The organism is Kitasatospora sp. NPDC057904 (genome assembly GCF_042887925.1).
GTDB lineage: Bacteria > Actinomycetota > Actinomycetes > Streptomycetales > Streptomycetaceae > Kitasatospora.
Genome location: NZ_JBHVOL010000008.1, coordinates 64,439 through 87,877 on the forward strand (window position 1 = coordinate 64,439; position 23,439 = coordinate 87,877).

At 73.5% G+C, this 23,439-nt stretch carries 21 protein-coding genes; 17 read left to right on the forward strand and 4 right to left on the reverse strand.

Annotation, left to right across the window (positions count from 1 at the left end; translation table 11 throughout):
• The first annotated feature begins 16 nt into the window (after nt 1–16).
• The 6 genes from ACFVSN_RS21215 to dnaE all read left to right on the forward strand — a co-directional run bounded on the left by ACFVSN_RS21215 (nt 17) and on the right by dnaE (nt 9,098).
• A complete protein-coding gene (locus tag ACFVSN_RS21215) occupies nt 17–2,794 on the forward strand; it encodes an alpha/beta fold hydrolase (RefSeq protein ID WP_387956387.1) in 2,778 nt (925 codons plus the stop codon).
• A complete protein-coding gene (locus ACFVSN_RS21220; RefSeq protein WP_380440586.1) occupies nt 2,791–3,648 on the forward strand; it encodes an ABC transporter permease in 858 nt (285 codons plus the stop codon). The genes ACFVSN_RS21215 and ACFVSN_RS21220 overlap by 4 nt, the downstream gene beginning before the upstream one ends.
• Nucleotides 3,649–3,681: 33 nt before the next feature.
• Nucleotides 3,682–4,308, forward strand: a complete 627-nt coding sequence (locus ACFVSN_RS21225) for a dienelactone hydrolase family protein (protein WP_380501048.1) — start codon at nt 3,682–3,684, stop codon at nt 4,306–4,308.
• On the forward strand, nt 4,296–4,703 hold the full coding sequence (locus ACFVSN_RS21230) for a DUF3052 domain-containing protein (protein WP_380501050.1): 408 nt from the start codon (nt 4,296–4,298) through the stop codon (nt 4,701–4,703). The genes ACFVSN_RS21225 and ACFVSN_RS21230 overlap by 13 nt, the downstream gene beginning before the upstream one ends.
• Nucleotides 4,696–5,430 carry a hypothetical protein gene (locus ACFVSN_RS21235; RefSeq protein ID WP_380501052.1) on the forward strand — a complete coding sequence of 245 codons (735 nt, stop codon included), beginning with the start codon at nt 4,696–4,698 and terminating at the stop codon, nt 5,428–5,430. Before ACFVSN_RS21230 ends, ACFVSN_RS21235 begins: the two co-directional genes overlap by 8 nt.
• A 134-nt stretch (nt 5,431–5,564) precedes the next feature.
• The gene (dnaE, locus tag ACFVSN_RS21240; RefSeq protein WP_387956388.1) at nt 5,565–9,098 is read left to right on the forward strand and encodes a DNA polymerase III subunit alpha; all 3,534 of its coding nucleotides are present in this window, start codon (nt 5,565–5,567) and stop codon (nt 9,096–9,098) included.
• Nucleotides 9,099–9,246: 148 nt separating this feature from the next.
• Here the strand turns inward: dnaE and ACFVSN_RS21245 are convergent, their stop codons facing one another.
• Nucleotides 9,247–10,134 carry a LysR substrate-binding domain-containing protein gene (locus tag ACFVSN_RS21245; RefSeq protein ID WP_380492852.1) on the reverse strand — a complete coding sequence of 296 codons (888 nt, stop codon included), beginning with the start codon at nt 10,132–10,134 and terminating at the stop codon, nt 9,247–9,249.
• 72 nt (nt 10,135–10,206) lie between these two features.
• On the opposite strand from ACFVSN_RS21245, the gene ACFVSN_RS21250 reads away from it, so the two are divergent.
• The 6 genes from ACFVSN_RS21250 (at nt 10,207) to ACFVSN_RS21275 (ending at nt 16,570) form a co-directional block, all read left to right on the forward strand.
• Complete coding sequence (locus tag ACFVSN_RS21250) at nt 10,207–11,097, forward strand: dihydrodipicolinate synthase family protein (protein ID WP_387601219.1); 891 nt, start codon at nt 10,207–10,209, stop codon at nt 11,095–11,097.
• A gap of 113 nt (nt 11,098–11,210) precedes the next feature.
• Nucleotides 11,211–12,239 (forward strand): aspartate-semialdehyde dehydrogenase, encoded by a 1,029-nt coding sequence (locus tag ACFVSN_RS21255; RefSeq protein WP_380501058.1) that lies wholly within the window; start codon nt 11,211–11,213, stop codon nt 12,237–12,239.
• A gap of 293 nt (nt 12,240–12,532) precedes the next feature.
• On the forward strand, nt 12,533–13,780 hold the full coding sequence (locus ACFVSN_RS21260) for an NYN domain-containing protein (RefSeq protein WP_380440570.1): 1,248 nt from the start codon (nt 12,533–12,535) through the stop codon (nt 13,778–13,780).
• A gap of 105 nt (nt 13,781–13,885) precedes the next feature.
• Nucleotides 13,886–14,887 (forward strand): ABC transporter ATP-binding protein, encoded by a 1,002-nt coding sequence (locus ACFVSN_RS21265; protein WP_380440568.1) that lies wholly within the window; start codon nt 13,886–13,888, stop codon nt 14,885–14,887.
• On the forward strand, nt 14,884–15,696 hold the full coding sequence (locus tag ACFVSN_RS21270; RefSeq protein WP_380440566.1) for an ABC transporter permease: 813 nt from the start codon (nt 14,884–14,886) through the stop codon (nt 15,694–15,696). Before ACFVSN_RS21265 ends, ACFVSN_RS21270 begins: the two co-directional genes overlap by 4 nt.
• 64 nt (nt 15,697–15,760) lie before the next feature.
• A complete protein-coding gene (locus ACFVSN_RS21275) occupies nt 15,761–16,570 on the forward strand; it encodes a hypothetical protein (RefSeq protein ID WP_380440564.1) in 810 nt (269 codons plus the stop codon).
• 18 nt (nt 16,571–16,588) lie between these two features.
• On the opposite strand, the gene ybaK is transcribed toward ACFVSN_RS21275, so the two are convergent.
• The 3 genes from ybaK to ACFVSN_RS21290 all read right to left on the reverse strand — a co-directional run bounded on the left by ybaK (nt 16,589) and on the right by ACFVSN_RS21290 (nt 19,510).
• On the reverse strand, nt 16,589–17,083 hold the full coding sequence (gene ybaK, locus ACFVSN_RS21280; RefSeq protein WP_387601213.1) for a Cys-tRNA(Pro) deacylase: 495 nt from the start codon (nt 17,081–17,083) through the stop codon (nt 16,589–16,591).
• 35 nt (nt 17,084–17,118) lie between these two features.
• Nucleotides 17,119–17,847: an LON peptidase substrate-binding domain-containing protein gene (locus tag ACFVSN_RS21285; protein WP_380492841.1), complete on the reverse strand. Its 729-nt coding sequence runs from the start codon at nt 17,845–17,847 to the stop codon at nt 17,119–17,121.
• An 85-nt stretch (nt 17,848–17,932) separates the two neighbouring features.
• Entirely contained in the window at nt 17,933–19,510 is a 1,578-nt protein-coding gene (locus ACFVSN_RS21290; RefSeq protein ID WP_380440558.1) for an oxidoreductase, read from the reverse strand.
• 91 nt (nt 19,511–19,601) lie between these two features.
• Between ACFVSN_RS21290 and hisD the strand changes: the two genes are divergently transcribed.
• Genes hisD through hisH form a run of 5 tightly spaced genes read left to right on the forward strand, consistent with a single transcriptional unit; the run spans nt 19,602 to nt 23,434 of the window.
• A complete protein-coding gene (gene hisD / locus ACFVSN_RS21295) occupies nt 19,602–20,909 on the forward strand; it encodes a histidinol dehydrogenase (RefSeq protein WP_380492839.1) in 1,308 nt (435 codons plus the stop codon).
• Nucleotides 20,906–22,015, forward strand: coding sequence for a histidinol-phosphate transaminase (locus ACFVSN_RS21300; protein WP_387956389.1), 1,110 nt, complete (start codon nt 20,906–20,908; stop codon nt 22,013–22,015). Before hisD ends, ACFVSN_RS21300 begins: the two co-directional genes overlap by 4 nt.
• A gap of 6 nt (nt 22,016–22,021) precedes the next feature.
• Entirely contained in the window at nt 22,022–22,615 is a 594-nt protein-coding gene (gene hisB / locus ACFVSN_RS21305) for an imidazoleglycerol-phosphate dehydratase HisB (protein WP_359963098.1), read from the forward strand.
• Nucleotides 22,612–22,764, forward strand: a complete 153-nt coding sequence (locus ACFVSN_RS21310; protein WP_329928313.1) for a hypothetical protein — start codon at nt 22,612–22,614, stop codon at nt 22,762–22,764. The genes hisB and ACFVSN_RS21310 overlap by 4 nt, the downstream gene beginning before the upstream one ends.
• 34 nt (nt 22,765–22,798) lie before the next feature.
• A complete protein-coding gene (hisH, locus tag ACFVSN_RS21315) occupies nt 22,799–23,434 on the forward strand; it encodes an imidazole glycerol phosphate synthase subunit HisH (protein WP_380440552.1) in 636 nt (211 codons plus the stop codon).
• Nucleotides 23,435–23,439: the final 5 nt, after the last annotated feature.

The following is a 23,439-nucleotide window of genomic DNA, read 5'->3' on the forward strand; positions in this document are numbered from 1 at the left end:
GTTACGATCAACGGCCATGGAGTTCGGTGGCGCGTGGCGTCGGTGGCGCGGCCGCGGTGCGGTGACGCGGCGGAGACTGCTGGCCGGTGCGGTGGCCCTGGTGGCCGTCGCGGGGATCGGCACGGCGGCGGTGGCGTCCGGCGGGGAGCAGCCGGTCCACCAGGAGGATCGTTTTCTCAGCATGCCGGAGACGCCCGGCAGCGCCCAGCAGGTGCAGCTGGACACCTCGTTCTTCACGACGGGCTCCACCCCGCGCCCGGCGGTCCTACTCGCCCACGGCTTCGGCGGCTCCAAGGAGGGCGAGCACGACCGGGCCGAGCAGCTGGCCCGGCAGGGGTACGCGGTGCTGACCTGGTCGGCGCGCGGCTTCGGGCACTCGGGCGGGAAGATCGGGCTCAACGCGCCCGACCGCGAGGTCGAGGACGTCAAGCACCTGGTGGACTGGCTGGCCCAGCGGCCCGAGGTGCAGCTGGACGGGCCCGGCGACCCGCGGGTGGGCATCACCGGTGCCTCCTACGGCGGCGCCGTCTCGCTGCTGGCGTCCGCGTACGACCACCGGATCGACGCCGTGGCCACCCAGATCACGTGGTGGAACCTGGCCGACGCGCTGTTCCCGCAGGGCGTGCAGGGGTCGGGCGCGGCGGACGGGGTGTTCAAGAAGCTGTGGGCCGGGATCTTCTTCACGACCGGCGCCGCGGGCGACCTCGGGCCGTCCGGGGGCTCGCCGCGCGAGGGCGGCCGGCCGGCGGGCGGCGACGGCGGGCCGGTCGGGTGCGGGCGCTTCCTGGAGTCGCTCTGCCGGATGTACGACCGGGTCGCCACGAGCGGGCACGCGGACGCGGACGCCGTCGCGCTGCTGGACAAGTCGAGCCCGTCCTCGGTGGCCGGGCAGCTCAAGGTGCCGACGCTGGTCGTGCAGGGGCAGCAGGACTCGCTGTTCCCGCTGGACCAGGGGGACCGGATCGCGCAGGCGGTGGCGGCCAACGGCGCGCCCGTCTCGGTGGACTGGTTCGCCGGCGGGCACGACGGGGGCACCGACACGAGCGCCCGGGTGGACGACCGGGTGACGGCCTGGTTCGACCACTACCTGCGGGGGCGGGGGAACGACACGGGCCCGGCGTTCCGGGTGACCCGGACCGGCGGGGTCGACTCGACCGGGTTCCAGGCCGTGCTGCGCGGCGCCACGGCGGACGCGTACCCCGGGCTCGGCGGTACCGGCTCGCGGTCGGTGGACCTGACCGGCGGTGAGAAGACGCTCCCCAACCCGCCGGGCGGCGCTCCGCCGGGGATCTCGACGCTGCCGGGGATCGGGGCGCTCAGCCAGGCGGCCTCGCTGGGGGCCGGTCTGGCGCTGGACTTCCCCGGGCAGAACGCGGCCTTCGAGTCGGCGCCGCTGGACGGGCCGCTGCACCTGACCGGACAGCCGACCGTGCCCGTCCGGGTGCAGGCGGACCGGCCGGAGGCGGTGCTGTTCGCGAAGCTGTACGACGTCGGGCCGGACGGCAAGGCCCAGCTGCCGCAGCAGCTCGCCGCGCCGCTGCGGGTCACCGGCGCGGACGCCGGGCGGACCGTCACGGTGGCGCTGCCCGCCGTCGACCACACGTTCCCGGCGGGGCACCGGCTGCGGCTCGTGCTGGCGAGCACCGACCTCGCGTACGCCTCGCCCGCCGAGCCGGCCACCTACCGGGTGGCGGTCGCGGGGGCGCTGGCCGTGCCGACCGTCGAGCAGCTCGTCACCGAGTCGACGCCGCTGCCCGCGCGGACCTGGATGCTCCCGGTGGCCGCCGTCGTGGTGGCCCTCGGGCTGGTGCTGGCGCCCCGGCTGCGGCGGCGCGCGCGGGGGGCCGGCGGGCCCGCGTACGACCCGGCGCTCGGCGGGGTGCCGCTGCAGATCACCGGGCTCGGCAAGCGCTACAAGGGCTCGGCGGACCGGTACGCCGTACGGGACCTGGGCTTCCGGGTCGAGCAGGGGCAGGTGCTCGGGCTGCTCGGGCCGAACGGCGCGGGCAAGACCACGACGCTGCGGATGCTGATGGGCCTGATCCGGCCGGACGCGGGCGAGATCCGCGTCTTCGGCCACCTCGTGCGGCCCGGCGCGCCGGTGCTCTCGCGGGTCGGCGCGTTCGTCGAGGGCGCGGGATTCCTGCCGCACCTCACCGGGCGGGCCAACCTGCGGCTGTACTGGCAGGCCACCGGGCGTCCGGAGGAGGACGCGCACCTCGCCGAGGCGCTGGAGATCGCCGGGCTCGGCGAGGCGCTCGACCGCGCGGTGCGCACGTACTCGCAGGGCATGCGGCAGCGGCTCGCGATCGCCCAGGCCATGCTCGGGATGCCGGACCTGCTGATCCTCGACGAGCCGACCAACGGGCTCGACCCGCCGCAGATCCGCGAGATGCGCGAGGTCATGATCCGGTACGCGGCCGGCGGGCGGACCGTCATCGTCTCCAGCCACCTGCTCTCCGAGGTCGAGCAGAGCTGCACGGACCTCGTGGTCATGGACCGCGGGCGGCTCGTGACGGCCGGCGCCGTCGGCGACATCGTCGGGGCCGGGGAACTGCTGATGATCGGGGTGGTGCCGTCGTTCGCGCCGGAGACGGTCGTCGAGAAGGTGGGCGAGCTGGCCGGGGTCGGCTCGGCCGAGGCCGTGGAGGGCGGACTGCTGGTGCGGCTGGACGGGATGGCGGCGAGCGAGCTGGTCGCCGAGCTGGTGCGCCTCGGCGTGCCGGTGGAGAGCGCCGGGCCGCAGCGGCGGCTGGAGGACGCGTTCCTGTCGTTGATCGGAGGTGCGGCGTGAGCGGCGTCGTTTCGGCGGACCACGCCGAGGGGTACCGGGCGGGGCGGACGCTGCCGCTGCGGGTCGAGATCGTCCGGCAGCTGCGGAGGCGGCGGACGCTGGTGATCGGCGGGGTGCTGGCGGCGCTGCCGTTCATCGTCCTGGCGGCCTTCCAGGTCGGCGGCACCCCCGGGCGCCAGGACCGGACCACGTTCATCGAGCTGGCCACCGCGTCCGGGGCCAACTTCGCGACCACGATGCTGTTCATGGGCACCGGGTTCATGCTCGTGATCCCGGTCGCGCTGTTCTGCGGGGACACCGTCGCCTCGGAGGCCAGCTGGTCCTCGCTGCGCTACCTGCTGGCCGCGCCGGTACCGCGGGCGCGGCTGCTGGCGCGCAAGTTCGTGGTGGGGATGCTGTTCTCGGCGGTCGCGGTGGTCATGCTGCCGGCGATCGGGCTGGTCGTGGGGACGGCCGCGTACGGCTGGGGGGACCTCAAGCTCCCCGCCGGGGCCAGCCTGCCGGCCGCCGACGCGCTGCCTCGGCTGGCCGTTGCTGTCGCGTTTGTTTTTTTGAGCGAGCTCGTGATCGGGGCGCTGGCCTTCTGGCTCTCGACGGCCACCGACGCGCCGCTCGGCGCGGTCGGCGGCGCGGTGTTCGCCTCGATCATCACCGGGGTGCTGGACGCCGTCACGGCGCTCGGGAGCCTGCGGGAGTGGCTGCCGGCGCACTGGCAGTACGCGTGGGCGGACGCGCTGCAGCCGCAGCTGGAGTGGGGCGGCATGGTGCAGGGCGTGTCGCTGTCGCTGTCGTACGCGGCGGTGCTGCTCGCGCTCGCGTTCCGCGGGTTCGCCCGGAAGGACGTGGTCTCGTAGGGGTCTCGTAGCGGGGCGGGTCCGTCCGGGGCGATGAGGGATCATGGGTGGGTAGCCGACCTCTCCCGAAGGACCCCCGCCGTGGCCCAGATCGTCCTCTTCCACTCCGCCTACGGGCTGCGCCCCGCCGTCCACGCCGCCGCCGAGCGGCTGCGCGGCGCCGGGCACACCGTCCACACGCCGGACCTGTTCGACGGGCGGACCTTCGACGACATCGAGGCCGGGCTGGCGTACCAGGAGGAGCTCGGCGGGAGCGACGAGCTGCTGCGGCGGGCGGTGACCGCGGTCGCCCCGCTCGCGGACGGCGGGCTGGTCTACGCCGGGTTCTCGCTCGGCGGCTCGCTCGCGCAGAACCTGGCGCTGGCCGACGAGAAGGCGCGCGGCCTGCTGCTCCTGCACGGCACGTCGGACCTGCGGGAGGACGCGGCCACCGACATCCCGGTGCAGCTGCACGTCGCCGAGCCGGACCCGTTCGAGACCGAGGACTGGCTGAACGCCTGGTACCTGCAGATGCGCAAGGCCGGGGCGGACGTCGAGGTGCACCGCTACCGCGGCGCCGGGCACCTGTTCACCGACGCGGAACTGGCGGACTACGACGCCGAGGCGGCCGAGCGAGCGTGGGCCGTCGCGCTGGACTTCCTCGCGGAGTGCGACCACTGAGCGGGTACTCGCGGACGCCGCTGGCGCGCAAGCTCGGCATCCGGACGGGGGACGAGCTGCTCCTGGTGGACGCGCCGGCGGGTTTCGCGGTGCCGGACCTGCCGGAGGGCGTCACGGCAGCCGCCGGATCGTTCGACGTCTGCGTGTGGTTCCCGGCCGGGCGCGCCGCCTACGAGACCGGGCTGCCCGGCCTGCGGGCGCTGATGCGGCCGGCGGCGGGGCTGTGGGTGGCGTGGCCGAAGAAGTCCTCGGGGGTGGTGAGCGATCTGGACGAGAACGGGGTGCGGGAGGTCGCGCTGCCGACCGGGCTGGTGGACAACAAGGTGTGCGCGATCGACGAGGTGTGGTCCGGGCTGCGGCTGGTGATCCGGCGGGAGCTGAGGGGACGTGACTGAGCGGAGATACGAGTACGCGCCGGCGGGGACGCTGCCGGGGCTCCTGCAGCGGGGGCGCGGGCTGGGTGCGCTGATGGCGGCGGAGGACCCGGCGGCCGCCGCCGGGCTGGTGTACGGGTGCCTCCGGTGGGAGTGGCGCTGGGACCGGCAGGTCGACGAGCGGGCGCTCTACCTGGCGCGGCTGGTACGGGACTTGGCGCTGCCGCTCGGGCCGGTGGCCGAGCTGCCGGCGGGGAACGCCCGCGTGCGGGCGGACGAGGTGCTGGAGCTGCCGGCGCGCGGGCCCGTCCGGCGGGACGGGCACGGTGATCACGGGCGGGACGAGGATTCCCGTCCGCTGCCGGTGCTGCTGGAGGAGCTGGAGCGGTGCTGGGTGGAGCGGACCTGGTGCGGGCCGGCCGCGCTCGCGCGGGGGCTGGCGCGGTTCGGGCCGGAGGCGGGCGGGGCGGCGTCGCTGCTGCGGCGGTTCTGGCTGTGGACGCCGCACTCCTCCGAGCGGCCGGCGTACCTGGAGGCGCTCGCCGCGGTGGCGCCTGCGGGGCTCGACGAGGCGTACGTGGAGAGCCTCTGGGACTGTGAATCCGGTGCCAGGCTGTTGGGGGTCCGACACGCTCCGGAACGGCCCGAGGTGGGGGAGCGCCTGGTCGCTCTGCGCGACGATCCGCTGGAGGAGACGGCCGTGCGGGACGCCGCCGCGGTGCGGCTCGGCGGGGGCGGGGCGGGCTAGAGTAGACGCGTGAACGCGTGAGGGATGGTCCGGACCCCGGGAGGTGGTTCGGACCACATCTGTTTCCAGGGAACCCCTGTGACCTGCGCGTTCGCCGGCCCACCACAAAGCCCAGAGCCTCTGGAGGCCCCGCCTTGAGCGATCAGCCGTTCGCGCACCTGCACGTCCACACCGAGTACTCGATGCTGGACGGCGCCGCCCGGTTGAAGCAGATGTTCAAGGAGGTCGAGCGGCTGGGGCAGACCCACGTCGCGATGACCGACCACGGGAACATGTACGGCGCCGCCGAGTTCCACAAGCAGGCCACCGCGGCCGGGATCACCCCGGTGATCGGCATCGAGGCGTACGTCGCGCCCGAGTCCCGGTCCAACACCAAGCGCGTCCTGTGGGGACAGCCGCACCAGAAGAAGGACGACGTCTCCGCGTCCGGCGCCTACACCCACAAGACCATCTGGGCCCGCGACAAGGAGGGCCTGCACAACCTCTTCAAGCTGACCTCGCGCTCCTACGCCGAGGGCTGGCTCGTGAAGTGGCCCCGCATGGACAAGGAGCTGATCTCCGAGCTGTCCGGCGGCCTGATGGCCACCACCGGCTGCCCGTCCGGCGAGGTGCAGACCCGGCTGCGGCTCGGGCAGTTCGACGAGGCGGTCAGGTCCGCGGCCGACTACCAGGACATCTTCGGCAAGGAGAACTACTTCCTGGAGCTGATGGACCACGGCCTGGACATCGAGAAGCGGGTCCGCGACGGGCTGCTGGAGATCAGCAGGAAGCTGAACATCCCGCCGGTCGTCACCAACGACTCCCACTACACCACCGAGGCCGACGCCGGTGCGCACGACCTCCTGCTCTGCGTGCAGACCGGCAAGAACCTCTCCGACCCGGACCGCTTCCGCTTCGACGGCACCGGCTACTACATCAAGTCCGCGGCCGAGATGTACGCCCTGGACTCCTCGGACGCCTGGCAGGAGGGCTGCCGCAACAGCCAGCTCCTGGTCGCCTCGCGGGTCGACGCCGAGGGCATGTTCACGTTCAAGAACCTCATGCCGCGCTTCCCGATCCCGGACGGCTTCGAGTCCGAGGCGGACTTCTTCAAGTCCAAGGTCTGGGAGGGCATGGACTGGCGCTTCCCGGGCGGGTACGACGAGGAGCACAAGAAGCTCGCCGAGTACGAGATGGACACCATCATCCAGATGGGGTTCCCGGCGTACTTCCTCGTGGTCGCCGACTTCATCATGTGGGCCAAGAGCCAGGGCATCGCGGTGGGCCCCGGCCGCGGTTCGGCGGCCGGTTCGCTGGTCGCCTACGCGATGGGCATCACCGACCTCGACCCCATCCCGCACGGCCTGATCTTCGAGCGCTTCCTCAACCCCGAGCGCATCTCCATGCCCGACGTCGACATCGACTTCGACGAGCGCCGGCGCGGTGACGTCATCCGCTACGTGACCGAGAAGTGGGGATCCGACAAGGTCGCCATGATCGTCACGTACGGCACCATCAAGGCGAAGGCCGCCATCAAGGACTCCTCGCGCGTCCTCGGCTACCCGTACGCGATGGGCGACCGGATCACCAAGGCGATGCCACCGGACGTCATGGGCAAGGGCATCCCGCTGTCGGGGATCACCGATTCGAGCCACCCGCGCTACGGCGAGGCCGGCGAGATCCGCGGCCTGTACGAGACCGACCCGGACGTGAAGAAGGTCATCGACACCGCGCGCGGCATCGAGGGCCTGATCCGCCAGCCCGGCGTGCACGCGGCCGGCGTCATCATGTCCGCCGAGCCGCTGACCGACCACATCCCGGTCTGGACCCGGCACACCGACGGCGTCACCATCACGCAGTTCGACTACCCCACCTGCGAGGGCCTCGGCCTTCTCAAGATGGACTTCCTCGGCCTGCGCAACCTGACGATCATGGACGACGCCGTCAAGGCGATCGAGAAGAACAAGGGCGAGAAGATCGAGCTGCTCAAGCTGCCGCTCGACGACAAGCCGACCTACGAGCTGCTGGCGCGCGGCGACACGCTCGGCGTCTTCCAGCTCGACGGCGGGCCGATGCGCTCGCTGCTGCGCCTGATGAAGCCCGACAACTTCGAGGACATCTCCGCCGTTCTCGCGCTGTACCGGCCCGGCCCGATGGGCGTCAACTCCCACACGAACTACGCGCTCCGCAAGAACGGGCAGCAGGAGATCACCCCGATCCACCCGGAGCTGGAGAAGCCCCTGGAGGAGGTGCTCCGGCCGACGTACGGCCTGATCGTCTACCAGGAGCAGGTGCAGAAGGCCGCGCAGATCCTCGCCGGGTACTCGCTCGGCCAGGCAGACCTGCTGCGCCGTGCGATGGGCAAGAAGAAGAAGGAGATCCTGGAGGCGGAGTTCGTCCCCTTCCAGAAGGGCTGCCGCGAGCGCGGCTACTCCGACGCGGCCATCCAGGCGGTGTGGGACGTCCTCGTCCCCTTCTCCGGCTACGCGTTCAACAAAGCCCACACCGCCGGGTACGGGCTCGTCTCGTACTGGACGGCCTACCTGAAGGCCAACTACCCGGCCGAGTACATGTCCGGCCTGCTGACCTCGGTGAAGGACGACAAGGACAAGTCCGCCGTCTACCTGAACGAGTGCCGCAAGATGGGCATCCAGGTGCTGCCGCCGGACGTCAACGAGTCGGACTCGGACTTCACGCCGCACGGCAGCGACACCGTCCGGTTCGGGCTGACCGCCATCCGCAACGTCGGCGGGCCGGTGGTCGACTCGATGATCCGCACCAGGAAGGCGAAGGGGAAGTTCGTCTCCTTCCCGGACTTCCTGGACAAGGTGGAGTCGGTGGTCTGCAACAAGCGGACCGTCGAATCGCTGATCAAGGCGGGCTCGTTCGACTCGCTCGGGCACACCCGCAAGGGCCTCAGCGCGCAGTTCGAGCCGATGATCGACAACGTCGTCGGGGTCAAGCGCAAGGAGGCCGAGGGGCAGTTCGACCTCTTCGGCGGCGACGCGACCGCGGACGAGCCGAGCTTCGGACTGGACGTCACCTTCTCCGACGAGGAGTGGGACAAGGCCTTCCTGCTCACCCAGGAACGGGAGATGCTCGGCCTGTACGTCTCCTCGCACCCGCTGCACGGCATCGAGCACGTGCTCGCCGACAAGGCGGACTGCGCGGTGGCGGACCTCGCGGAGCGGCCGGACGGGACGATCGTCACCATCGGCGGCATCATCTCGGGCCTCCAGCGGAAGATGACCAAGCAGGGCAACGCGTGGGCGATCGCCACCGTCGAGGACCTGGCCGGCTCGATCGACTGCATGTTCTTCCCGGCGAGCTACCAGCTGGTCTCCTCCCAACTCGTCGAGGACGCCGTGGTGTTCGTGCGCGGCAAGCTGGACAAGCGGGAGGACGTGCCGCGGCTGATGGGGATGGAGCTGGCCGTCCCCGACCTGTCCAACGCGCACGCCGAGGCGCCGATCGTCATCAACATCCCGAGCGTGAAGGTGACGCCGCCGCTGGTGGCCCGGCTCGGTGAGGTGCTGAGCAGCCACCGGGGGACGACGGAGGTGCGGTTGCGCCTGGAGGGCGCTCGGTCGACGACGGTGCTGCGGCTCGACCGGCACCGGGTGAAGTCGGATCCGGCGTTGTTCGGGGACCTGAAGCAGCTGCTGGGGCCGAGCTGTCTGGCGGGCTGAGAGCACTTCGGGGAGCGGGGAGCTGTGGGCCTGCGGGTGACGGGAGTTGCCTGGCTGGTCGCGCAGTTCCCCGCGCCCCTTTCGGGGCGCGGGGATTGAAGGGGGTAGAGGGAGCGTGGGATTGAGGGGGAGTTGAAGGCCGGGATCCTCAGACGGTGCCGCCGAGGCCCGGGGGGACCGAGGTGTGGAGGGCCGAGACGAAGGCGGAGATCGCCGGGTGGGAGCCGGCGCCGGCCCGGAAGGCGGCGCGGGTGCGGCGGTACATGGGCAGGCGGGTGAGGACCACGCCGGGCGGGGGCGCGGCGGTGCCCAGGTGGGGGACGAGGGCGACGCCCTGGCCGGCGGCGACCAGGGCCAGGACGGTCGTGAAGTCGTCGATCTGGTGCCGGACCCGCGGCGCGAAGCCGGCGGCCTCGCAGGCGCGCACGGCCATGCTGTGGCAGAGCGTGCCGCGCGGGGCCAGGATCCAGGGCGCGGAGCGCTGCTCGGCCACCGTGCCCGGGGCACGCGCGGCCAGGTACATCGGCTCGGTGAACACCGGGCGGGTCACCGCGAGGCCGGGCTCGGCGTCGGCCGGGACGAGGTCGTACTCGTGGACCAGGGCGACGTCGAGCTCGCCCGCGCGCAGCGCCGCGCCGACGCCCGCCGGGTCGACCTCGGTGACCATCGGCTCCAGGCCCGGGTGCCAGCCGGCCAGTTCGGCGAGGACGGCCGGGATGATCGCGCGGGCCGCCGAGGGGTAGGTGCCGATCCGCAGCGGTCCGGCCAGGCCCCGGCGGGCGTGGGCGAGTTCGGCGTCCGCCTGCTCCAGCCGGGCCAGCACCGCCTCGGCGTGCCGGACCAGGCCCAGCGCGGCCGGGGTGAGGGCGACCCGGCGGCCGGTGCGCTCCAGCAGCGGGACGCCGGCCTCCTTCTCCAGGACGGACAGCTGCTGGGACACCGCCGAAGGGCTGAAGGAGAGCGCCTCGGCGACGGCGGCGATGGTGCCGAGGTGGGCCAGTTCGCGCAGCAGGCGCAGGCGTCGGACGTCGAGCATCGGCTCAGCTTACGAGAAGCGTCGGAAATGTGAACTGGACCTGGGTGATCGGCGCGGCGCAGGATCGGTCGCATGGAACTCGCGGGTATCTACGTCCCCCTGATCACTCCCTTCGCCGCCGACGGCTCCGTCGCGCTGGACGCCCTGGAGAAGCTCGCGCACGAGGTGCTCGACGCCGGTGCGGCCGGGCTGGTCGCCCTCGGTACGACCGGTGAGCCCGCCGCGCTGGGCGCCGAGGAGCGGCGGGCGGTGATCGACGCGTGCGCCGCCGTGTGTGCCGCGCGCGGCGCGCAGCTGATCGTCGGCGCGCACGGCGGCGACACCCGGGCCACGGCGGAGGCGCTGGCCGAGCTCGGTGCCCGGGTGCCGCGGGCCGCGGCCGCGCTCGTCACCGTCCCGGCGTTCCTGCGGCCGGGCGAGGCGGGGACGGTGGCGCACTTCCGGGCGCTCGCGGAGGCGAGCCCGCTGCCGCTGGTCGTCTACCACATCCCGTACCGGACCGGACAGCAGCTGTCGGCCGCCGCGCTGCGCGAACTCGCCGCGCTGGACGGCGTGGTGGGCGTCAAGTACGCGACCGGCGGGCTGGACCAGGCGGCGGTCGAGCTGCTCGCCGCCGGTCCCGAGGGGTTCGCGGTGCTCTCGGGGGAGGACGCCTTCGTGTCGTCGATGCTGGCCCTCGGTGCGGCCGGCGGCATCCTCGCCGCCGCCCACCTGGCGACCGGCCGCTTCGTCGAGCTGGCCGAGGCCTGGCGGGCCGGGGACGTGGAGCGCGCCCGCGCGCTCGGGCACCGCCTGACCGGGCTGGCGCTGGCCGTCTTCGCCGAGCCGAACCCGACCGTGGTGAAGGGTGTCCTGCACGCGCAGGGCCGGATCCCCACCCCGGACGTGCGGCTGCCGCTGCTGCCGGCCGGGCGGGCGCAGGTGGACGTGGCGCTCGTTCTCGCGAGTGGTCTGGACCACTAGACCGGGTCCCAGCCCTCTCTCACACCGTGGAATACCAGGTCGCCCTCGCCGCGTGACAAGGCATGATGGGCAGAGTGCGGCTGTGAAAGCACCATGCAGAGGAGTCAGTCGGAATGAAGATCGGTATTGTCGGGGCCACCGGCCAGGTCGGCGGCGTGGTCCGCGAGATCCTGGCGGAGCGCAACTTTCCGGTGGAGCAGCTGCGGCTGTTCGCCTCGGCCCGCTCGGCCGGCCGCACGCTGCCGTGGCAGGGCACCGAGGTCACCGTCGAGGACGCGGCCACGGCCGACTACAGCGGCCTGGACATCGTGATCTTCTCGGCCGGCGGCAGCACCTCCAAGGCCCTCGCCCCCAAGGTCGCCGCGGCCGGCGCGGTCGTCATCGACAACTCCTCCGCCTGGCGCCGCGACCCCGAGGTCCCGCTGGTCGTCTCCGAGGTCAACCCGGAGGCCGTCGCCGACCGGCCCAAGGGCATCATCGCCAACCCGAACTGCACCACCATGGCCGCCATGCCCGTGCTGCGCCCGCTGCACGAGGAGGCCGGGCTCGCCGCCCTCGTCGTCTCCACCTACCAGGCCGTGTCCGGCAGCGGCGTGGCCGGCGTGGCCGAGCTGCAGGACCAGGCCGCCAAGGTCGTCGACGGCGCCTCGGCGCTCGCCCACGACGGCTCGGCCGTCGAGTTCCCCGAGCCCAAGGTCTACCAGCGGCCGATCGCGTTCAACGTGGTGCCGCTCGCCGGCTCCATCGTCGACGACGGCTCCAACGAGACCGACGAGGAGCAGAAGCTCCGCCACGAGAGCCGCAAGATCCTCGGCATCCCCGAGCTCAAGGTGGCCGGCACCTGCGTGCGCGTTCCGGTCTTCTCCGGCCACTCGCTGCAGATCAACGCCCGCTTCGAGCGTCCGATCAGCCCCGAGCGCGCCGCCGAGCTGCTCGCCGCCGCCCCGGGTGTCGAGCTGTCCGACATCCCCACCCCGCTCCAGGCCGCCGGTCGGGACCCGAGCTACGTCGGCCGCATCCGGGCCGACGAGACGGTGGAGCACGGGCTGTCGCTGTTCGTCTCCAACGACAACCTGCGCAAGGGCGCCGCGCTCAACGCCGTCCAGCTGGCCGAGCTGGTCGCCGCCGAGCTGAAGGGCTGAGACCCGGGCGAGCCGAAGGGCCGGGACGCCTGCGAGCCGTAGGGCCGGGACCCCGAAAGCGCAGCCCGCGTGACGTTTGGCGGGCCCCGTCGTTGAACGGGGCCCGCCTTTGCTTTCTATTGGGAGGGCCGTTGCGCGACCGCGACGTCCCCCGGGGTTCGGCGCGCGAACCATGGGGAAAAGGTGAGCCAACGATCGGGCGGTCGCGGAAGCCCCCTCACCCACCGCGTCCGTTCCCCGGGCGGACCGCGCCCACCTGGCCTGACCCGAGGGCGAGCGGAAAGAGGTGCGCGATGGATCGCTGTGTCGTTCTGGTGGATGCCGGATACCTGCTGGGCGCCGCCGCCAGCCTGCTCGCCGGCGACCCGTCCCGCTCCCGGGTCACCGTCGACCACACCGCGCTGATCACCGCGCTGCGCGAACGCGCCGAGGCCGAGACCGGGCTCCCACTGCTGCGGATCTACTGGTTCGACGCCGCCCCCGACCGGCGCCCGATGCCCGAACACCGGCGGCTGCGGGTCCTGCCCCGGGTGACCGTCCGGCTCGGCGCCCTCACCCGCGCGGAGGGCCGCTGGGTGCAGAAGGGCGTGGACGCCGCCATGCACGCGGAGCTCTCCGAGCTCGCCCGCAACCGGGCCTGCGCCGACGTCGTGCTGATCACCGGCGACGGGGACCTCCTGCCCGGCATGATGTCCGCCAAGGAGCACGGCGTCGTCGTCCACCTGTGGGCCCTCCAGGCCGCCGACGGCGACTTCAACCAGTCCGAGGACCTCGTCGGCGAGGCGGACGAACGGCGGGTCCTCGACCGCGAGTGGATCGAGAACTCGTTCAGCCTCCGCGAGACCGCGAACGTCTTCCCCGCCCCCGGCCAGGGCCCCCGGCAGGAGATCGCCAAGATCCTCGCCGCACCGCCCGCCGCACCCCCGGCCGCCGTGCCGCCCACCGGGCCCGTACCGGTCCGCCCGGCCGCCGGCGCGCCCGCGCCCGTCGCCCCCGCCGCCACCAACGGGCGGCCGCAGCCGGCCACCGCGCTCAAGGTCGTGCCCACCCCCAAGGACCTCGCCGGGCGCACCGCCGCCGCGCCCGTCGCCACCGCGAACGGCAGCGCCGCCCACACCGGCCCGGTGCTGCGCTGGTCCTCCGACCGCGGCTGGGTCGACCGGCCCGCCCCCGAGCCCGCCGTCACCGCCGGCGACAGCCTGCCGACGCTCGCCCAGCTCACCACCGCCGAACAGCGCTGGGCCGACCGCGAGGAGGACATCACCTCCATCGGCGGCGACGCCCACGAGGTCGGGCAGGTCTTCGCCCGCCGCTGGAGCGAGCGCCTCGGCGACGTCGAGCGGCTCACCGTGCTGTGGCCCGACTACCCGCGCATCCCGCACCGCGTCGACGGCGAACTCCTGCGCTACGCGGCCCGGTTCGGGCTGCTCGCGCACAAGGACGACCAGATCGACGAGCACGACAGGTACGCGATCCGGGCCGGGTTCTGGAAGGAGCTCGCGTCCCGGGTGCCGGGCGGGTCGATGGTCGTCGACGACTGAGGGCGCGGCCGGTCCCGGGCGTCGCACGGCGGGCGGGAGTCCGCAGGCAGGCCCGACGGGCCCCCTTGTCCGGTTCGCCCGTGTGAGCGCGTAAAGTCGTCCGTCGTGAACGAGACGGCGGCAGGGCGAGCACCCAGGGGCGGCCTGCCGTGCTGTGCCGTCCGCGACCTGGTGAAGACCTACCGCGCCGGACGCGGCTCCGCGGCCACCGGCATCCGGGCCAACGACGGGATCACGCTGACCGTCCGGACGGGTGAGATCTTCGGGCTGCTCGGGCCCAACGGCGCCGGCAAGTCCACTCTCGTGCGCCAGCTCTGCGGGCTGCTGCGCCCCGACTCCGGCTCGATCGAACTCTTCGGGCACGACGTCGTGCGCCACCCCGAGCTGGCCGCCCGCCTGCTCGGGTACCTCGGGCAGGAGTCCACCGCCCTCGACGAACTGACCGTCGCGCTCGCCGCCGAGACCACCGGACGGCTGCGCGGGCTCAGCCGGGCGCAGGCCCGGGCCGAGGCCGGCGAGGTGCTGACCGAACTGGGGCTGGAGCCGATCGCCGGCCGGCCGCTCGCCAAGCTCTCCGGCGGGCAGCGCCGCCTCGCGTGCTTCGGCGCCGCGCTGGTGGGGGAGCGGCCGCTGCTGGTGCTCGACGAGCCCACCACCGGGATGGACCCCGTCGCCCGCCGCGCCGTCTGGGCCGCCGTCGACCGGCGCCGGGCCGAGCGCGGCACCACCGTGCTGCTCGTCACCCACAACGTCATCGAGGCGGAGACCGTCCTCGACCGGGTCGCCGTGGTCGACGAGGGACGGGTCATCGCCTGCGACACGCCGGGCGGGCTCAAGGCCCTCGTGGACGGCGACGTCCGGCTCGACCTGGTGTGGCGGGACGAGGCCCCGGTCGGGGTGCCGGCCGTCGCCGAGCTCGCCGAACGGGCCGAGCGCACCGGCCGCCGCTGGACCGTGCGCACCAGCCCCGAGCAGGCCCGCGAACTCGTCGCCGCCGTCACCACCGGCCCGGCCTTCGCCGCCCTCGACGACTTCACCCTCGCCACGCCGAGCCTTGAGGACGCCTACCTCAAGCTGGGCGGCCGCCACGGAGGACTGGCCAAGTGACGCTGCTCTCGGTGCCGCCCCGGACCGCCGCCGACCCGGGCCCCGCGCCCGCCCCGCTCGCCCCCGCGGCGCGGCTGCTGCCCGCGCTCGCGGCCGTCTACCGGGCACAGCTCGCCCGCGCCCGGGTGGCGCGGATCCCGCTGCTGTTCGTGGCGACGTTCCAGTCCCTCGGCATCCTCGTGATGATGCGGGGCGTCGTCGACCCCGGGCAGAACTCGGCCGCGCGGTCGGTGGTCGCCGGGTCCAGCGTGCTGGTGGTGGCGTTCGTCGCGCTCAACCTGCTCGCGCAGTACTTCGGGAAGCTGCGGGCCACCGGCGGCCTCGACCACTACGCGACGCTGCCGGTGCCGGCGGCCTCCGTGGTGCTGGGCGCGGCCGGGGCGTACGCGTCGTTCACGCTGCCCGGCACGGTGGTGACGGCGGCGGTGGGCGCGGTCATGTTCGGGCTGCCGCTCGGCCAGCTGTGGGTGCTGCTCGCGGTGGTGCCGCTCGCCGGGGCCGCGCTGTCCGGGCTCGGTGCGGCCTGCGGGCTGCTCGCGCCGCGGCAGGAGATCGCCACCATGCTCGGGCAGCTCGGGATGTCCGCGGCGCTGCTGCTCGGCGTCCTGCCGGTGGACCACCTGCCGCAGCCGGTGCTGTGGCTGCGCGACCTGCTGCCGTCCACGTACGGCGTGGAGGCCTTCGCCCGTACGTTCACGGCCGACCCGGACTGGGCGCTGGTCGCGGGGGACCTCGCGGTCTGCGCGGGGGTGGGCGTCGTGTCGCTGGCGATCGCCACCTGGGCGTACCGGCGGGCCGTCTCCCGGTAGGGCGCACGGCCGCGGCACCCGGGCGGCGGTCCCTCCGGGGCGCGATCGTGAAACGATGGGGTCCGTGACCGTACCGAACACACCTCCGGATCCCACCCGCGACGACGTGCCCGCGGTGCCGGACGCCAACCCGTTCGCGCCGCCGCAGACCCACGACGTCGCCGGGCTGCCGCCGCTCCCGGAGGGGATCGGGGGCGTCTCCAAGGCCGAGAGCTCGCCGGTGGACCGGCTGATGTCGGAGCTGCGGATCGGTGCCGCGACGGTGGTCGTGTGCGCGGTCCTCGGGCTCGCCATGGCCGGGCTGTGGGCCTGGCTGGCGCCCAAGGTGCCGCTGGTCGTCGACGGGGACCGGATCCTGTACGCCGACCCCGAGGGCGAGCAGCGCGCCGGGGCCGACGCGGTGTTCGTGCTCGTCGGGCTCGGCATGGGGATCGTCACGGCGCTCGGGGCCTTCCTCGTCACGCGCCGCCGCGGCGGGGGCATCTCGGTCGCGGTGGGGCTGGCCGTCGGCGGGCTGCTCGGCTCGCTCGGCGCCTGGCGGCTCGGGCGGTCGTTCGGACCCAGCCACGACCTGATCGGGGAGGCCCGGCGGGTCGGCAACGGGGGACGCTTCTACGCGGACATCGACCTGGGGGCGCACGGCGCCCTGCTGGCCTGGCCGATGGCGGCGATGGTGCTGCTGCTCCTGCTGTCGGCGGCGTTCGGCAAGCGCGAGGAGGACCCGCCGCCGTACTGGGCGGGGCCGTACGGGCAGCCTCCGCTGGAGGGGCCGGTCGGGCAGGCCGGGCTGGACGGGCACGCGGGGCCGGACGTGAAGGACGGGCCGGCGGGGGAGCAGGGCGGGGCTGACGGCCGGCGGCCGGGTCTCGGGTAGCGGCTCTTCCAGGCCGCCTCAGCGGGCGATGGGGGCGGTCGTCGCCTTGGTCAGGGTGATCAGGTCGGTCGGGGCCAGTTCCACTTCCAGGCCCCTGCGGCCCGCCGACACGTAGATCGTCGGGTGCGTCATCGCGCCCTCGTCGACGACCGTCCGCAGCGGGCGGCGCTGGCCCAGCGGGGAGATGCCGCCGCGGACGTAGCCGCTGCTGCGTTCGGCGGCGGCCGGGTCGGCCATGGCGGCGCGCTTGCCGCCCACGGCGGCGGCCAGCGCCTTGAGGTCGAGCTGGCCGGCGACCGGGACCACGCCGACGGTCAGGACGCCGTCCACGTCGGCGACCAGGGTCTTGAAGACCCGTTCGGCGGGGACGCCCATGGCCTCGGCGGCCTCGCCGCCGTAGGAGGCGGCGGCCGGGTCGTGCTCGTAGGAGTGCACGGTGAACGGGACGGCGGCGGTCTCCAGGGCGACGGTGGCCGGGGTGCCCTGGCCGCCCTTCTTCGGCTTCCTGGCCACGGGAGCTCCTCGGGTCACACGGGGTTCGGCGGAGGTCAGTTGGGGCTGAACGACTGGCGGGTCAGGTCCACCGCGGGCAGCGACGGCAGCCAGCTGAGCACGGCCGTCTCGCGGCGCAGCAGGTCGAGTTCGGTGCGCAGCCGCTGGGCGGTGTCGGGGCAGGCCAGCAGCCGCTGCTTGACCGGCGTCTCGAACACCGAGGCGGCGGCGACCAGGTAGGAGAGCACCTGCGGGTCGTCGGGGAGCTCCTGGTGGCCGACGGTGCTGGCCTCGCGGGCGCCGGCCAGCCGCTTCTGGTAGGCGCGGAACGCCCGCTCGACCTCGGCGGCGAGGGCGCCGGAGCCCTCGCCGGGCCGCTCCTCGATCGGCTCGATCTCACCGGTCAGGTACGGACCGGAGGCGTCCACGTCGCGCAGCAGGAACCGGGTGGTGCCGGTGACCAGGAGCTCGTACCGGCCGTCGGGCTGGTCCTGGACGGAGGCGACGTCGGCGACGCAGCCGACGCGGTGGATCGCCTCCAGGGCGTCCCCGGTGAACGTGCCGAGGCCGTCCAGCGGGCCCGCCGGGCCCTCGTCGGGGCGGACCGGGGCGACCTCGCGGCCGTCCTTGATCGCGAGCACGCCGAAGCGGCGCGGCTCGTCCTCCGGCTGTTCGAGCAGGTCGGCGACGAGACGGCGGTAGCGCTCCTCGAAGACGTTCAGGGGCAGCACGAGGCCCGGGTAGAGCACGGTGTTCAGCGGGAAGAGCGGCAGCCGTTCTGTCACGGCCGACAGCGTAGTTCCCCGGGCCCCGGCCTTGTCGCGGGGTTTGTCACGGGGTTCGTCGCGGTCGGCCGCGCCGGAGTCCGGCTCACCCGCGCTGGAGCATCCGCGTGGCGCCCGCGACGACGGTGGTGGCGAGCAGCCAGCCGACCACGACGAGGCCGGCGGAGACCCACTGGGCGAGGCCGCCGGGGTTCCACGCGCCCTGGTTGAGGTCGACGATCGGCAGGAGCTGGTTGAGCGTGTACAGCACCGGGTTCCAGTTCGGGCGCTCGTCGGCCTTCAGCGGGTTGAGCGGGTGGGTGGCGAAGAACACGCTGCCGAGGGCCCAGGCGAGGAGCAGCCACAGGGCGGCGCGGCCGGGGCGGAATCCGTAACCGACGCTGACGTCCTGGACGGTGCCCCAGATCCGGGCGGGCAGCGGGAGCGTCTCGCGGCGGCGGCGCTGCTTGGCGTAGAGCACCTCGCGGGCGTCGTCGTCGGCGCCGTCGCGGCGCATGGCCGCGGCGAGCTGCTCGTAGGACTCGGGCTGGAAGTCGACGGTGGAGCCCTCCAGCCAGGCGATGCGCTGCTGGACGGTGAACGGCGCGGCCGGGCGCAGGACCTCGTAGGTGAAGCCGGTGAGGCCGAGGTGCTTGCCGAGCGGCCAGGCGTCCGGGGTGTCGACGAGGTTGCCGACCCGGGCGCGGGAGAGCGAGACCGGGCCGGTGGGCCGCATGCGGCAGGTGAAGCGCAGTTCGGGGGTGTGGATGCGGCGCAGCGAGAGCTCGTCGTCGCCGTCCAGGTGGAACTCGCCCGAGATCAGGCAGGCGCCGTCGAAGCGGGCGTCGGACAGCCGCACCTGGCCGTGGGCGCGGAACGGGGTGCTGGGGGCGCCGGCCGGCGCGGTCTGGCCGTAGCCGGAGCCGTAGTAGCCGCGGGAGCCGAACCAGCCGCCGTCGGCGGAGCTGGTGAGGTAGGCGGTGTGGCCGACGGTGATCCGGACGGCGTTGAGGCAGATCCGGTTGTCCGGGACGGCGTGGAGCTGGGCGCCGCGCAGCGAGAGCCGGCCGCCGATGCGGGCGGTGCGCAGGCTGAGCTCGCCGTGGACCTCGATCCGGTCGGCCTCGAAGTCCTGGTGGACGGTCATGCCGTCGGCGGAGAGCGCGCGTCCGTAGCGGTCGGAGCCGAGGCGGGTCACGTTGAGCAGCAGGTCGGTGCCGATCTTGGCGTCGGTGAGCCGGACGCCCTCCGGTATGCGGCAGCGCGCGAGGTGGAGGTCGCCGGTGGTGGCCAGCCGGGAGGCCTCCAGGCGGGGTATCAGGCAGTCGACCATCCGGACGGTGCTGGCCTCGGCCTCGGACATCAGGACCTTGTGCTCGAAGCGGCAGCCGTACAGCTCGACGTACTGGTTGATCCGGCCGCCGGCGAGGTTGAGCGCGCCGGTGACGTTGACGCCGTTCATCCGCAGGGAGGAGACCCGGCCCGGGGCGGCGGTGGGGCCGGCCAGCAGCAGGCGGGCCAGGACCTCGGCGCGGACGGTGCGCTCGGAGCCCCATTCGGCGTCGCCGTAGGGGTCGTCCTCGGCTGATTTCCGGGCCCGGCGGTCGAAGACGTCCCCCTGGCGGAAGGCCTCCCAGAGTTCCTTTTCCGTGTCGGTCCAGTCCTCCGGCGCGCGCTCCGCCATGCTTTCCCCCGTCCCCCCGGTCGTCTCGCCTTTCGTATCACGGAGTGAAATGCGGGACCAGTGGTTTCGGCCACTCCTTACACTGGGTGGCGTGATCTCTCGAATCGACCTCCGCGGCTCGCTGGACGACCCGCGTGACCTGCTGCCCCGTGCCGAGTTCGACGTGGCGGCCGCCCTGGAGAAGGTGCGGCCGATCGCCGAGGACGTGCACCATCGCGGGGTCGCGGCGCTGATCGAGATCACCGAGCGCTTCGACGGCGTCCGGCTGGAGTCGACCCGTGTCCCGGCCGAGCAGCTCACCGAGGCCCTGGAGACGCTGGACCCGAAGGTGCGCGCCGCGCTGGAGGAGTCGATCCGCCGCGCCCGGGCCGTGCACGCGGACCAGCGCCGCACCGGGCACACCACGCAGGTGGTGCCGGGCGGCACCGTCACCCAGCGCTGGGTGCCGGTGGACCGGGTCGGGCTGTACGTGCCGGGCGGGCTGGCGGTGTACCCGTCGTCCGTCGTGATGAACGTCGTGCCGGCCCAGGAGGCGGGCGTCCGGGGCATCGCCGTCACCTCGCCGCCGCAGAAGGAGTTCGGCGGCCGGGTGCACCCGACGATCCTGGCGGCCTGCGCGCTGCTCGGCGTGGACGAGGTGTACTCCGTCGGCGGCGCCCAGGCGGTCGCGATGTTCGCGCTCGGCACCGAGGAGTGCGCGCCGGTGAACATGGTCACCGGCCCGGGCAACATCTACGTCGCCGCCGCCAAGCGCTACTTCGCCGGCCGGATCGGCATCGACTCCGAGGCCGGCCCGACCGAGATCGCCGTCCTCGCCGACGACAGCGCGCTGCCGTCCGACGTCGCCGCCGACCTGATCAGCCAGGCCGAGCACGGCCCGACCTCCGGCTCGGTGCTGGTCACCGACTCGCCGGCGCTGGCCGACGCGGTCGAGGCCGAGCTGGCCGTGCAGGTCGCGCGGACCAAGCACGGCGAGCGCGTCGCCGAGGCGCTCGGCGGCCGGCAGTCCGGCATCATCCTGGTCGACGACCTGGAGCAGGGCCTGACCGTCGTCAACGCCTACGCCGCCGAGCACCTGGAGATCCAGACCCGGGACGCGCACGCGGTGGCCGCGAAGGTCCGCAACGCGGGCGCGATCTTCATCGGCCGCTGGACGCCCGTCTCGCTGGGCGACTACGCGGCCGGCTCCAACCACGTCCTGCCCACCGGCGGCTGCGCCTGCCACTCGTCCGGCCTGTCGGTGCAGACCTTCCTGCGCGGCGTCCAGGTCGTCGAGTACGACCGGGACGCGCTCGCGGACATCGCCGCGCACGTCGTCAACCTGGCCGACGCGGAAGACCTGCCGGGGCACGGCGACGCCATCAAGGCTCGGTTCGATTGGACGGTTCCCGGCTCGTGACGCGCACCACTCGCATTGACGACCTTCCCATCCGGGACGAGCTGCGGGGCCAGTCCCCCTACGGCGCGCCGCAGTTGGACGTGCCGGTACAGCTCAACACCAACGAGAACCCGTACCCGCTGCCCGAGGAACTGGTCGCCCGGATCGCCGAGCGGGTCGCCGAGGCCGCCCGGGGGCTCAACCGCTACCCCGACCGCGACGCGGTCGAGCTGCGCGAGGGGCTCGCGGCCTACCTGAGCCGCACCACCGGCTTCCCGGTGGCCCGCGAGCAGGTCTGGGCCGCCAACGGCTCCAACGAGGTGCTCCAGCAACTCCTCCAGACCTTCGGCGGCCCCGGCCGCCGCGCGCTCGGCTTCGAGCCGTCCTACTCGATGCACGCCCTCATCTCCCGGGGCACCGGCACCGAGTGGATCTCCGGCCCGCGCAACGACGACTTCACCATCGACGTGGACGCGGCCGTCGCCACGATCGCCGAGCACAGGCCCGAGGTGGTCTTCGTCTGCTCGCCGAACAACCCCACGGGCACCGCGGTGGCCGCCGACGTCGTGCTGCGCCTGTACGAGGCCGCCCAGGCGGCCCGGCCCAGCCTGGTCGTCGTCGACGAGGCCTACGTCGAGTTCTCGCACCGCGCCTCGCTGCTGCCGCTCATCGAGGGCCGCCCCAACCTGGTGGTCACCCGCACCATGTCCAAGGCCTTCGGCGCGGCCGGCCTGCGCCTCGGCTACCTGGCCGCCGACGCGGCCGTGGTGGACGCGGTCCAGCTGGTCCGCCTGCCCTACCACCTGTCGGCCGTCACCCAGGCCACCGCGCTGGCCTGCCTGGAGCACACCGACACCCTGCTCGGGTACGTCGGGCGGCTCAAGGAGGAGCGCGACCGCCTGGTGGACTCGCTGCGCGGGCTCGGCCTGGAGGTGACCGACTCGGACGCCAACTTCGTCCAGTTCGGCCGCTTCGCCGACACCCACGCCGTCTGGCAGGCCATCCTCGACCAGGGCGTCCTGGTCCGTGACAACGGCGTCCCGGGGTGGCTGCGCGTCACCGCCGGCACGCCGGCCGAGAACGACGCCTTCCTGGACGCCGTTCGCACTGTGATCAAGGAGCTGTAACCCCGTATGTCCCGCATCGGACGCGTTGAGCGCACCACCAAGGAGACCTCGGTCCTGGTCGAGATCGACCTCGACGGCACCGGCAAGACCGACATCTCCACGGGCGTCGGGTTCTACGACCACATGCTCGACCAGCTCGGTCGCCACGGTCTGTTCGACCTCACCGTCAAGACCGACGGCGACCTGCACATCGACACCCACCACACCATCGAGGACACCGCCCTCGCGCTCGGCGCCGCCTTCAAGCAGGCGCTCGGCGACAAGGTCGGCATCTACCGCTTCGGCAACTGCACGGTGCCGCTGGACGAGTCGCTCGCCCAGGTCACCGTCGACCTCTCCGGCCGCCCCTACCTGGTGCACACCGAGCCGGAGCACATGGCGCCGATGATCGGCAGCTACGACACCACGATGACCCGGCACATCCTGGAGTCCTTCGTGGCCCAGGCGCAGATAGCCCTCCACGTCCACGTGCCGTACGGTCGCAACGCGCACCACATCGTCGAGTGCCAGTTCAAGGCGCTCGCACGGGCCCTGCGCTACGCCTCCGAGCGCGACCCGCGCGCGGCCGGCATCCTCCCCTCGACCAAGGGTGCACTGTGAGCAAGACCGCCGTGGCTCTCCTCTTCGTCGGCCTCTTCCTGGCCGGCGGGGTGATCTCGTTCTGGAAGCAGAAGCTGCCGAAGGGCGTCATCCTGGTGCTCGCGATCGGCTCCGTGATGTGCCTGGCCGCCGGCGCCATGCGCCTGTAGTGCGCGCGTACGCAGAGAGACTGGACACCTGAACATGGGCAAGAACGTCGTCGTCCTCGACTACGGATCGGGCAACCTGCGCTCCGCGCAGCGGGCCCTGGAGCGCACCGGCGCCACCGTCACCGTGACCTCCGACTTCGACACGGCGATGGCCGCGGACGGCCTGCTCGTTCCCGGCGTCGGCGCCTTCGAGGCGTGCATGCGCGGCCTCAAGTCGGTCCGCGGCGAGTGGATCATCGGCCGCCGGCTCGCCGGGGGCCGCCCGGTCATGGGCATCTGCGTCGGCATGCAGATCCTCTTCGAGAAGGGGGTCGAGCACGGCGTGGAGACGGCCGGCTGCGACGAGTGGCCGGGCACCGTCGAGCCGCTGGACGCCCCGGTCGTCCCGCACATGGGCTGGAACACCGTGGACGTGCCCGAGGGCAGCCGGATGTTCGCCGGCCTCGACCCGCAGACCCGCTTCTACTTCGTGCACTCCTACGGCGTGCGGCACTGGGAGCTGGAGGCGCACAGCGCGCGCATCCACGCCCCGCTCGTCACCTGGGCCACCCACGGGCAGCCGTTCGTCGCGGCCGTCGAGAACGGGCCGCTGTGGGCCACCCAGTTCCACCCCGAGAAGTCCGGCGACGCCGGCGCCGCCCTGCTGACCAACTGGGTCAACACCCTCTGACCGTC